Source organism: Mesorhizobium erdmanii, from assembly GCF_013170725.1.
Taxonomy (GTDB): Bacteria; Pseudomonadota; Alphaproteobacteria; order Rhizobiales; family Rhizobiaceae; genus Mesorhizobium; species Mesorhizobium erdmanii.
Genome location: NZ_CP033361.1, coordinates 5809408 through 5821318 on the forward strand (window position 1 = coordinate 5809408; position 11911 = coordinate 5821318).

10 protein-coding genes are annotated in these 11911 nt (G+C 63.4%); 9 read left to right on the forward strand and 1 reads right to left on the reverse strand.

What is annotated here, in order from left to right; all coding sequences use genetic code 11:
- The first annotated feature begins 66 nt into the window (after window positions 1–66).
- The 7 genes from EB233_RS28065 (at window position 67) to apnL (ending at window position 8379) form a co-directional block, all read left to right on the forward strand.
- A complete protein-coding gene (locus EB233_RS28065) occupies window positions 67–894 on the forward strand; it encodes a phosphogluconate dehydrogenase C-terminal domain-containing protein (protein WP_027055439.1) in 828 nt (275 codons plus the stop codon).
- 301 nt (window positions 895–1195) lie between these two features.
- Window positions 1196–2137 (forward strand): D-ribose ABC transporter substrate-binding protein, encoded by a 942-nt coding sequence (locus tag EB233_RS28070; RefSeq protein WP_064991357.1) that lies wholly within the window; start codon window positions 1196–1198, stop codon window positions 2135–2137.
- Between the two features lie 78 nt (window positions 2138–2215).
- Window positions 2216–2881 (forward strand): DUF2291 family protein, encoded by a 666-nt coding sequence (locus tag EB233_RS28075; protein ID WP_064991356.1) that lies wholly within the window; start codon window positions 2216–2218, stop codon window positions 2879–2881.
- The gene (locus EB233_RS28080) at window positions 2878–4446 is read left to right on the forward strand and encodes a sugar ABC transporter ATP-binding protein (protein ID WP_064991355.1); all 1569 of its coding nucleotides are present in this window, start codon (window positions 2878–2880) and stop codon (window positions 4444–4446) included. Before EB233_RS28075 ends, EB233_RS28080 begins: the two co-directional genes overlap by 4 nt.
- Entirely contained in the window at window positions 4443–5507 is a 1065-nt protein-coding gene (locus tag EB233_RS28085) for an ABC transporter permease (RefSeq protein ID WP_064991354.1), read from the forward strand. Before EB233_RS28080 ends, EB233_RS28085 begins: the two co-directional genes overlap by 4 nt.
- A gap of 2 nt (window positions 5508–5509) precedes the next feature.
- The gene (locus EB233_RS28090) at window positions 5510–6544 is read left to right on the forward strand and encodes a Gfo/Idh/MocA family protein (protein WP_064991353.1); all 1035 of its coding nucleotides are present in this window, start codon (window positions 5510–5512) and stop codon (window positions 6542–6544) included.
- Window positions 6541–8379: a D-apionate lactonase gene (gene apnL / locus EB233_RS28095; protein ID WP_064991352.1), complete on the forward strand. Its 1839-nt coding sequence runs from the start codon at window positions 6541–6543 to the stop codon at window positions 8377–8379. The genes EB233_RS28090 and apnL overlap by 4 nt, the downstream gene beginning before the upstream one ends.
- Before the next feature lie 6 nt (window positions 8380–8385).
- On the opposite strand, the gene EB233_RS28100 is transcribed toward apnL, so the two are convergent.
- Complete coding sequence (locus EB233_RS28100; RefSeq protein ID WP_027055446.1) at window positions 8386–9099, reverse strand: transcriptional regulator NanR; 714 nt, start codon at window positions 9097–9099, stop codon at window positions 8386–8388.
- 189 nt (window positions 9100–9288) lie between these two features.
- Between EB233_RS28100 and oiaX the strand changes: the two genes are divergently transcribed.
- Both oiaX and EB233_RS28110 read left to right on the forward strand, forming a co-directional pair.
- On the forward strand, window positions 9289–10539 hold the full coding sequence (gene oiaX / locus EB233_RS28105; protein WP_064991351.1) for a 3-oxo-isoapionate-4-phosphate decarboxylase OiaX: 1251 nt from the start codon (window positions 9289–9291) through the stop codon (window positions 10537–10539).
- A gap of 4 nt (window positions 10540–10543) precedes the next feature.
- On the forward strand, window positions 10544–11878 hold the full coding sequence (locus EB233_RS28110; protein WP_064991350.1) for a four-carbon acid sugar kinase family protein: 1335 nt from the start codon (window positions 10544–10546) through the stop codon (window positions 11876–11878).
- Window positions 11879–11911 lie beyond the last annotated feature (33 nt).

The following is an 11911-nucleotide window of genomic DNA, read 5'->3' on the forward strand; positions in this document are numbered from 1 at the left end:
GATCATACCAGTATATAAGATGACGATCGCGCGACGATCACCCAGGGTTCAAGGAGCAAGGGTCAGATGACAACGATTGCACTGTTCGGTGCGGGCGGGAAAATGGGCTACCGCCTGTCGACCAATTTTCGCGGATCGGACTACACGATCCGCCATGTCGAGATCAGCGAGGCCGGCAAGGAGCGGCTGAAAACCGGCCTGGGCTTCGATGCGGTCGGCGTCGATGAGGCGCTCAACGGTGCTGAGGTCGTGATCCTGGCGGTGCCGGACACACATATCGGCAAGGTCGCCGCCAGCATTGAAAGCAAGCTTTCGCCCGGCACGATGGTGATCGTGCTTGACGCGGCGGCCCCGTTCGCCGGCCATCTGCCCGATCGTCCCGACCTTACCTATTTTGTGACCCATCCCTGCCATCCGCCGATCTTCAACGACGAGACCGACATGGCCGCCAAGAAGGACTTCTTCGGCGGCGTCAAGGCCAAGCAGCATTTCGTCAGCGCCCTGATGCAGGGGCCGGAGGAAGACTACGCCAAGGGCGAGAAGATCGCGCAGATCATCTGGGCGCCGGTAATGCGCTCGCACCGCGTCACGGTCGAGCATATGGCACTGCTGGAGCCCGGCCTTTCGGAGACAGTGTGCGCTTCGCTGCTCGTCGTCATGAAGGAAGCGCTCGACGAGGTCGTGGCACGCGGCGTCGACCGGCAGGCCGCCCTCGATTTCCTGCTCGGCCACATGAATGTGCTCGGCGCCGTCATCTTCGGCGAGACCAACGGCGTGTTCTCCGATGCCTGCAACAAGGCCATTGAATTCGGCAAGCCGGTACTGATGCGCGATGACTGGAAGCGTGTCTTCGAGCCGGAGGAGATTGCCGCCAGCATCCGGCGCATCACCTGAAGCGCCCATTTCCCTCCGCTGCGGCAAGGTTCACGGTTAGATACAGATCATCTGAATTAGTGGTTGACTCATCATACCAGTTGGCTAAGCTGCTGACACACTCGAACTGATCATCCTCCACTAGGAGAGGGGATTGGAACGAGCGGAGAATGGCGGGGAACGGGCGCGAAAATAAGGTTAGGTCGAAAGCCGGCAAACGGCTTTGCCGATCCAGGCGGCGTTTTGCCCGCCCTGTCTGACGATTTCAAAGGAGACAGTGGCCTCGACTGGTCGAGGCCCATGTTCTTAACGGGAGGACTTAATGAAACTTACTCGCAGAATGACACTTGCGGCTTTCGCCGGCGTACTGGCACTGGGCACGGCGGCGCCGGCCTTCGCGGCCGACCTGATCGCAATCATCACCCCCTCGCATGACAATCCGTTCTTCAAGGCCGAAGCCGTCGGCGCCGAGGCCAAGGCCAAGGAGCTCGGCTACGAGGCCTTGGTGCTGGTGCATGACGACGACGCCAACAAGCAGTCGCAGCTGATCGACACCGCGATCGGCCGCGGCGCCAAGGCCATCATCCTCGACAATGCCGGCGCCGATGCCACCGTCGCCGCTGTGCAGAAGGCCAAGGACGCCGGCATCCCCTCCTTCCTGATCGACCGCGAGATCAATGCCACCGGCGTCGCCGTGGCGCAGATCGTCTCGAACAACTACCAGGGCGCCCAACTCGGCGCGCAGGAATTCGTCAAGCTGATGGGCGAGAAGGGCAACTTCGTCGAACTGGTCGGCAAGGAATCCGACACCAATGCCGGCATCCGCTCCAAGGGCTATCACGACGTCATCGACGACTATCCGGACCTCAAGATGGTGGCGCAGCAGTCGGCCAACTGGAGCCAGACCGAGGCCTATTCCAAGATGGAATCGATCCTCCAGGCCAATCCCGATATCAAGGGCGTGATCTCCGGCAACGACACGATGGCAATGGGCGCCTATGCGGCGCTCGCCGCGGCGAACCGCAAGGATGTCATCGTCGTCGGCTTCGACGGCTCGAACGACGTGCGCGACTCCATCACATCAGGTGGCATCAAGGCGACAGTGCTGCAGCCGGCCTACGCCCAAGCGCAGATGGCGGTCGAGCAGGCGAACGACTTCATCAAGAACAAGAAGTCGCCCGAGAAGGAAAAGCAGCTGATGGACTGCGTGCTCATCAATGGAGACAATGCCGCCAAGCTGGAAACCTTCGCGCTGAAGAACTGAGCCGGCGCAACGCAAACAGCGAGGGGCGAACCTTGGGTTCGTCCCTCGCCTCCATTTCAATGGGAAGCTTTGACCGCCATGCTCAGTAAGCCGATCTGGCCGATTAAGGCAACTTGGCCGATCCTCGCGCTGGTCGCCGGCATCGGCCTCAGCGCCTGCAAGATCCTGCCGACGCCATCGGCGCAAGGGGTTGCAGGCAACGCGTCCGGCTTCAATCCGGACAAGATGGTCGAGGAGATCTGGGCCTCGAAGGTGATCCCCTATTTGCAAGAGAAGGCCGGGCCATTTGCCGAGGTCCATGCGCTGGCGAAGACCGACCAGGCGGCGGCCGGCGCCAAATACGGCAATGCCAAGAAGCAGGCGAATTCGCCATGGACCTTCGCGGTCCGCGTCGAGGGCAAGATCGTCGCCGCCAACACGCAGTCGCGCGCGGCGACGATGGATATCGACGTCGACGGCGACGGCAAGGCGGATGCGCGCGTGCAGATCGGGCCGGCGATGCGTGGAACCGCACTGCGCGACAGCCTCGATTTCGTTCAATTCAACGATTTCACCAACCAGATCGACTTCGCCCAGTTCGGCAAGGCGTTCAACGCCTATGCCGACAAGACCGTGCTATCCAAGCTGCCGCGCGAAGCGCTGGAGGGCCGCACCGCCAAGGTGCTCGGCGCCTACACCATCGAAGGCGGCCAGGACCTGCCGTTGGTGACGCCGGCGGAGGCCGAGATCGGGCCCAAGCCATGAGCGCGGCGCTCGATCACGACGTCATCCTGAAGCTGGAAGACATCTCGAAAGTCTATGCCGGCACCGTCGCGGTCAAGCAGGCCACTTTCGAGGTGCGCAAGGGCGCGGTCAATGTGCTCGTCGGCGAAAACGGTGCCGGCAAATCGACACTGATGAAGATCATTGCAGGCGTCGAGCAACCGACGGCCGGGCGCATCATGCTCGACGGCAACGAGGTTTCCTTCTCCTCCTCCGGCGATGCCGTGGCCCGGGGGATCGGCATGGTGTTCCAGGAGCTGAACCTGTTCGGAAACATGACGGTCGCCGAGAACATTTTCGCCACCCGCGAGATCACCAACCTGTTTGGCAAGATCGACCGCAAGACGCAGGAGCTGCGGGCCGGCGAATTTCTCGATCGGCTCGAAGCCGGTATCCGGCCGGACATGCTGGTTGAGGATTTGCGCATTGGCCAGCAGCAGCTGGTCGAGATTGCCAAGGCCGTCTCGCTCGATGCGCGCATCCTGATCATGGACGAGCCGACCTCGGCGCTCAGTGCGGCGGAAGTCGAGATCCTGTTCAAGGTGATCGCCGACCTCAAGGCGCGGGGGGTGGCGATCGTCTACATCTCGCACCGGCTGGAAGAGCTGATCCGCATCGGTGACTACATCACAGTGCTGCGTGATGGCCACATCACCGGCCAGGAGGAAGTGAAGAACGTCGACACGCAGTGGATCGTGCGGCAGATGATCGGCTCGGACGCCAAGGATTTCGCCAAGGCCGACGGCCATCAGCCGGGCGAGGAGATCTTCCGCGCCGAGGACATCTGCCTGCCGCGCGTCACCGGCGGGATGGCGGTCGACCATGTCTCACTGTCGCTGCGCGCCGGCGAGATTTTGGGTATTTACGGCCTGATGGGCGCCGGGCGCAGCGAGCTTTTCGATTGCATCATGGGCCGCCACGGCCATGCCAGCGGCGAGATTTTCATCGACGGAAAACATATCATGGAACGCGACACGACGCGGCGCATACGGCGCGGGCTGGCGCTGATTCCGGAAGATCGCCAACGCGAGGGATTGGTGTCTATCCTATCCGTTGCCAGCAACCTGACGCTGGCCAGCCTGTCGCGCTTCGTGCGCCTGTTTCATATCCGTGGCGGCGCCGAGCGGCAGGCCGTGACCCAGATGGTGCGGGAGCTCGCGATCAAGGTCGCCGACCCGACGCAGGAAGTCTCGTCGCTTTCCGGCGGAAACCAGCAGAAGGTCGTGATCGGCAAGGCGCTGCTCACCGGGCCGAAGGTGCTTCTGATGGACGAGCCGAGCCGCGGCATCGATGTCGGCGCCAAGGCCGACGTCTTCCGCACCATGCGCAAGCTGTCGCGCGATGGGCTGGGCATCCTGTTTGCCACCTCCGACCTCGACGAGGTCATGGCGCTGTCCGATCGCATCGCGGTGATGAGCAATGGCAGGCTGACCGGCATGTTCGACCGCGCCGAGGCGAGCGAGGCCGCGATCGTCGCCGCGTCGGCGCTCGGCCATGGACCCGCCCCCGCACATCCTGCCCCGGTAAATGGAGAGCAAAGCCGATGACTGACATTCCAGCCAGGGCAGCTCCCTCTTCGGCCTCCGGCGGCTCCGCGCTGCTGACGCTGATGAAGCTCAGGACCTTCATCGCGCTGATCGCGGTGCTGGTGTTCTTCTCCATCGCGGCGCCGAATTTCCTGTCGGCGGCGAACCTGATCCTGATGGCCAAGCATGTGGCGCTCAACGCCTTCCTCGCCATGGGCATGACCTTCGTCATCATCACCGGCGGCATCGACCTGTCGGTCGGTTCGATCGTCGGCCTGTGCGGCATGGTGGCCGGCTATCTCGTGCTCAACGGCATCGACCTGCATGTCGGCTACACCATCTATTTCAACGTGGTGGAGATCGCATTGATCACCCTGGCGGTCGGCATATTGATCGGCGCCGTCAACGGGTTGCTGATCACCAGGCTCAACGTCGCCCCCTTCATCGCCACGCTCGGCGTGCTCTACGTGGCGCGCGGCCTGGCGCTGCTGTCATCCGACGGCCGCACCTTCCCCAATCTGGTCGGCAAGCCGGAACTCGGCACCACCGGTTTCGGCTTCCTCGGCGCAGGGCGGCTCGCCGGCCTGCCGGTGTCGATCTGGATCCTGATCGTGGTGGCGCTGGGTGCGGCCTATCTCGCCCGGTACACGCCGCTCGGCCGCCACATCTTCGCCGTTGGCGGCAACGAGCGCGCGGCGCGCATTTCGGGCGTGCGCGTCAACATGGTCAAGATGTTCGTCTACATGTTCTCCGGCTTCTGCGCAGCTATCGTCGGGCTGATCATCTCGTCGGAACTGATGGCATCGCATCCTGCAACGGGCGAAAGTTTCGAACTGAATGCCATCGCCGCGGCGGTGCTTGGCGGCACTTCGATGTCGGGCGGTCGCGGCACTATCGGCGGCACCATTGTCGGCGCCTTCGTCATCGGCATCCTGTCGGACGGGCTGGTGATGATGGGGGTGAGCTCCTTCTGGCAGATGGTTATCAAGGGTCTGGTGATCATCGTCGCCGTCGTCGTCGACCAAGCGCAGCGCCGGCTTCAGCAGCGCGTAACGTTGATGCAGATGGCAAAGGCGGGTTGATCATGGCGACTTTGAGTGGAGCGCTGATCGGCTGCGGCTTCTTCGCCGTCAACCAGATGCATGCCTGGCGCGACATCGACGGCGCCTCGATCGTCGCCATCTGCGACCGCGACCCGGAGCGGCTCAGGATCGTCGGCGACCAGTTCGGTGTGGCAAGGCGCTACACCGAAGCCGAGGCGCTGTTCGACGCCGAGAGGCTCGACTTCGTCGACATTGCCACCACCGTGGCCAGCCATCGGCCGCTGGTCGAGATGGCGGCCGCCAACCGCGTCCCGGTGATCTGCCAGAAGCCGTTCGCACCGACGCTCGCTGACGCCAAGGCGATGGTCGCGGCCTGCGCCAAGGCCGGCGTGCCGCTGATGGTGCATGAGAATTTCCGCTGGCAGTCGCCGATCCAGGCGGTGCGCGCTGTAGTCGACAGCGGCGCGATCGGCACGCCGTTCTTCGGGCGTATCTCCTTCCGTTCCGCCTATGACGTGTTTTCCGGCCAGCCCTACCTGGCGACGGGCAAGCGCTTCATCATCGAAGACCTCGGCATCCATATCCTCGACATCGCCCGTTTCCTGCTGGGCGACGTTTCGAGCCTCACCGCCCGCACGGCGCGCATCAATCAGGCCATCGCCGGCGAGGATGTCGCCACGATGCTGATGGACCATGTCGGCGGCGCCATTTCGGTGGTCGATTGCAGCTATGCGACCAGGCTTGCCGTCGAGCCATTTCCCGAAACGCTGATCGAGATCGACGGCAGCGACGGCACACTCCGGCTGGCGCAGGGATACCAGTTCACCGTCACCGGCAAGAACGGCACGACGGTCACCGACATCTCGCCGCCCCTTTTGCCCTGGGCCTCACGGCCATGGCACAACATCCAGGAAAGCGTGCTGGCGATTCAGCGGCACTGGGTCGACTGCCTTGCATCAGGCAAGGAGCCGGCGACCTCCGGTGCCGACAACCTCAAGACATTCGCGCTGGTCGAGGCTGCCTATACCGGCGCCGCAAGCCAGCAACCGGTGCGGATCGACGACCTGCTGAAATGACCGGTGATCGCTTCCTCCTCTGCGGCACAAGCGCGGCGGAAGCCGAACCGATTCGGCTCAACGCCGGACCGCTCAGCGCCGATTTCGTCAACGGCAATCTGCGCACGATCCGCCATGGCGGCACCGAGGTGCTGCGCGCCATCGCCTATATCATGCGCGACCGCGACTGGGGCACCTACGAACCAGCGCTGACGAACCTGACCATCGCTCAGGACGCCGATGCTTTCTCCGTCGGCTATACGGCAGGCTGCACCGGGCCGCGCGGAAGCCGGCTCGCTTTCCGCGCCACCATCAAAGGCTCTTCTGATGGGCAGTTGGTCTTCGACGTCAGCGCGCTGCCCGACAGTGATTTCGAGACCAACCGCTGCGGCTTCTGCATCCTGCATCCGATCGCCGGCCTCGCCGGCAGACCGGTAACGGTGGAGCATACGGATGGCAGTGTGGTGGCGACGAAACTGCCTGACCTGATCGACCCCTGGCAGCCTTTCAAGGATTTGCGCGCCATCACCCATGAAGTGCGTCCCGGCGTCAGCGCCGAATGCCGCATGGAAGGCGACATTTTCGAGATGGAGGACCAGCGCAATTGGTCCGATGCCTCCTACAAGACCTATGTGCGGCCGCTGGCGCTGCCTTGGCCCTATGTGTTGCCTGCCGGCGAAACCAACCACCAGACGATCAGCCTGCGTATTGCCGGCGACGGCAGGACGCTGGCCGCTGCCGAGGCCTCCGGCACGGTCCGTGTGACGCTTGGCGAGCCCGGCCCGGCGCTGCCGGATGTCGGCGTGATCATTTATCCCGGCGATGTCGAGACAGCGCTGGCGAACCTCGCCACCTTGTCGGCGCTCGGCCCGCAGCAACTGCTGCTTCATTACGATCCGACGGTCGGCCATGGGCTCGATGCCTTGTGCTCTTTCGCCCGGTTCGCCGCTGCGTATCCCGCTCTGACAACGCTCGAATGCGTGGTCGCCTGCAGCGGCGATCTCGATGCCGAGCTCTCCAATGTCGCCGACATGGTGCGCGAGGCAGGGCTGCAGCTCAACGCCATCGCGGTTTCGCCTTCCGTCGACCGCCAGTCGACACCGCCCGGCAGCGCCTGGCCGGCGTGCCCGCCGCTGGAAGATGTTTACGCCGCCGCGCGCCGTGCCTTCCCGGATATCCGTCTTGGCGGCGGCATGTTCAGTTATTTTACCGAGCTCAACCGCAAGCGCGTCCCGGCCGGGCTGCTCGATTTCGTCACCCATTGCACCTGCCCGATCGTGCACGCCGCCGACGATCTCAGCGTCATGCAGTCGCTGGAGGCGTTGCCGTTCATCACCCGGTCGGCGCGGGCGATGTTCGGCGACAAGCCCTACCGGATCGGACCCTCGACCATTGCCATGCGACAGAACCCGTATGGCGGCGCCACCAAGGACAATCCGCGGGGAGAGCGCATCGCCATGGCGAACCGCGATCCGCGCCAGAATGGCCAGTTCGCCGCCGCCTGGACGATCGGCTATGCCGCGCGGGTCGCGCCGGCCGGCCTGGAGATGCTGACGCTGTCCGGCTTCACCGGGCCATTCGGCGTGCTGGCGGCATCCGGGGAACCCGTTGCGGAAGGGTCACCTCGGCCGATCTTCCAAGCCATCAAGGGGCTTTGCGAGCTGGCTGGCTTTAACCATGTCACGGCCAAAACGAGCGATGAGACGCGGGTACTGGCGTTGGCCGGGCGTTCATCCTCGGGCAAGACGGTCGTGTGGCTGACGAACCTGACGGCAAGCGACGTGGCAGTCGACTTTTCGGAGTTTGACCGAGGCCATCTTGTGATGACACCCTACGCGATCGCTCGGATCGGCTGAATCAGATTACTTTTCAGAATTCATCACATAGAGGGCGCGCGAGCGCTCCAGATGCTTGATCATCGCCTTCTCGGCGCCATCGGCATCCTTCTTCTCGATGCGGTCGATGATCTCTTCGTGCTCGGTGAGCGTGAACTGTTCCTTGCCGGTCCAGATCAGCATTTCGGTATGATATTCCTTCAGCCAGCCGAGCATCGCCTCGCTGACGGCGACATAGATCGGGTTGCCCGATATCGTCGCGATCTGGGTGTGGAATTTCATGTCGGCGGAAATGAAGGTTTCGGAATCACCTCGCGCGGCACGCTGCTCGGCAACGGTTGCCTTGAGCCGCTGCACATCCTCAACGGTGGCCTTCTCCGCAGCTTCCCTGACCATACCGCGCTCGAAGAAGATGCGCGCGGTCTTGAGGTGCTCTAGCGTGTCCCTCGACGAGGACAGGATGATCTTGGCCGCGCCGTCGACCTGTCTGATGATCGACTTGGCGGTGAGCTGCAGCACCTTGGCGCGCTCGCCATGCGAAATGGCGACGAGGCCCATATTGCTCAGCGCCTGCATCGCCTCGCGGATGGCAGGCCGGCCAACCTCGAAGCGCTCCATCAATTCGCGCTCCGACGGCATGTCGTCGCCCGGCTGCAACTCGCCGCTGGTGATCAGCCGCTTCAGCCTTGCAAAGACTTCGTCGGAAAGTTTGCGCCGGACGATCGGCTCCGAACGGTTCATCGTGACGAATCACTCCCTGGCCCGGTTCCTGTTTAGCACTGCCGGTGCGATTCCCGGAATGCCTGCACCTTGCCCGCCCCTCGCTGCGCGAAGTGGGATATTTGCTTGCAATACTTATGTACTCATTATACCAGAATTCAGATGTGACGAAACTATTTTCGGACCCTTTTCGACCCGGCCGGCCTTCCCATGATCACCTTCACCTATCGCATCGAAACGCCAGGCAACATCGAAGCGCTGGCGGCCAAAATCGCCAGCGACCAGTCGACCGGCACCTTCGTTGCCCTACCCGGCGAGACTGAAGAGTTGAAGGCCCGCGTGGCGGCGCGAGTGCTGGCGATCCGGCATCTGCCGGATGTGGAGCAACCGTCCATTCCCGAGGCCGGCGGCGGGCCTTTCAAGCGCGCCGATGTCGACATCTCCTTCCCGTTCGACGCGATCGGTACCGACCTGTCGGCGCTCATGACCATCGCCATCGGTGGAACGTATTCGATCAAGGGCCTGTCGGGCATCCGCATCGTCGACATGAGGCTGCCTGATGACTATCGCGGCGCCCATCCCGGCCCGCAGTTCGGCGTCGCCGGCAGCCGCAAGCTGACCGGTGTCGAGGGCCGTCCCATCATCGGCACCATCGTCAAGCCGGCGCTGGGGCTGAGGCCGCATGAGACAGCCGAGATGGTCGGTGAATTGATCGCCGCCGGCGTCGATTTCATCAAGGATGACGAAAAGCTGATGAGCCCGGCCTATTCGCCGCTGGCCGAGCGGGTGAAGGCGATCATGCCACTCATCCTCGACCACGAGCAGAAGACCGGCAAGAAGGTGATGTACGCCTTCGGCATCTCGCATGCCGATCCGGACGAGATGATGCGTAACCACGACGTGGTAGCGAAGGCTGGCGGCAATTGCGCGGTGATCAACATCAACTCCATCGGCTTCGGCGGCATGGCCTATTTAAGAAAACGCTCCAGCCTGGTGCTGCACGCCCATCGCAACGGCTGGGACATCCTCACCCGCCACCCCGGCCTCGGCATGGATTTCAAGGTCTGGCAGCAGTTCTGGCGATTGCTCGGCGTCGATCAGTTCCAGATCAACGGCATCTCTTCAAAATACTGGGAGCCGGATGCATCCTTCATCGAATCCTTCAAGGCAGTGACGACGCCGATCTTTTCGCCTGATGATTGTGCGCTGCCGGTAGCAGGTTCCGGCCAGTGGGGCGGACAGGCGCCCGAGACCTACGAACGAACCGGCCGCACGGTCGACCTGCTCTATCTCTGCGGCGGCGGCATCGTCAGCCATCCGGACGGGCCAGGCGCCGGCGTGCGCGCCGTCCAGCAAGCCTGGCAAGCGGCGGTCGACGGCATACCACTGGCGAACTTCGCCCTGATCCACCCCGAACTGGCACGGTCGATCGAAAAGTTCGGCGACGGCAAGGCGGCCTGAGGTCATGCAGAACCTGCTGCTCAGCTACTATGGCGACGACCTCACCGGCTCAACCGACGTCATGGAAGCGCTGGAGCTCGGCGGCGTCCAGACGGTGCTGTTCATGAGGCAGCCGGACGAGGCTCTGCTTGCCCAATTCAAGCATTGCCAGGCGGTCGGGTTGGCCGGCACCAGCCGCAGCGAGACGCCACACTGGATGGACACGCATCTGCGCGACGCCTTCGCCTGGCTGAAGATGCTGAAAGCCGAAATCTGCCACTACAAGGTCTGTTCGACCTTCGATTCCAGCCCGACGATTGGCAGCATCGGCCGGGCGATCGAGATTGGCCGCGAGGTCTTCAAACAGGATAGCGTGCCTCTGCTGGTCGGCGCGCCGCAGCTCAAGCGATACACCGCCTTTGGCCATCTGTTCGCTGCCTATCGTGACCAATATTTCCGCATCGACCGCCATCCGGTGATGAGCCGCCACCCGACGACGCCGATGGATGAATCGGACCTGCTGATCCATCTGTCGCGGCAGACGGATCTCAAATCGGGGTTGATCGACCTTGCGACCCTGCAGTCGGAGCAGCGGTCGCAGGTATTCAATCGCTTCGTGGACAATGGCACGGCCATCGTGCTTGTCGACGTCGACAGTCGGGAGACTCAGGCCCTTGCAGGCAAAGAGATCTGGCGCATGCGCAAGCCGGGCGGCTCTTTTGTCGCCGGCTCGTCCGGCGTCGAGTATGCGTTGCTGGCCGAATGGGCGTCGAATGACATCGTCGGCGCCGGACCCGGCTTCACGCCGCCGGGCGCCGCCGACCGCATCGCCGTCGTGTCGGGCAGTTGCTCGCCGACCACCGAACGACAGATCCGCCATGCCCTGAGCGACGGCTTCGACGGCATCGAGGTCGATCCTGTCGAGCTGGTTTCGGAGGGTTCAGAGCCGGCGATCAAGCGTGCGGCGGCAAGCGGCCGCGCCAGCCTGCAAGCTGGGCGAAGCGTCATACTCTACACCGCGCTTGGCCCCGCAGCCGACAGGGGCGCCGAAATCGACCGGCAGGAAGGCGCCCGCCACAAACTTGGCCGCGGCCTTGGTGCGCTGCTGCGCCAATTGACTGACGAGCAGAGCTTGCGGCGCGTGGTCATTGCCGGCGGTGACACGTCAAGCCATGCGCTGGGACAAATGGGCGTCGACGCGCTGACCGTCACGATGCCTCTGCCCGCCTCGCCTGGTTCACCACTTTGCGTTGCTCATTCGCACGTCAAAGCCATTGACGGGCTGGAGGTTGCGCTGAAGGGCGGGCAGGTAGGAACCGACCACTATTTCTCGTCCATCCGTGACGGCCTTCGCAGTTGACAGTGGCGGAGGTCCGACGACTGTTCTGTCTCG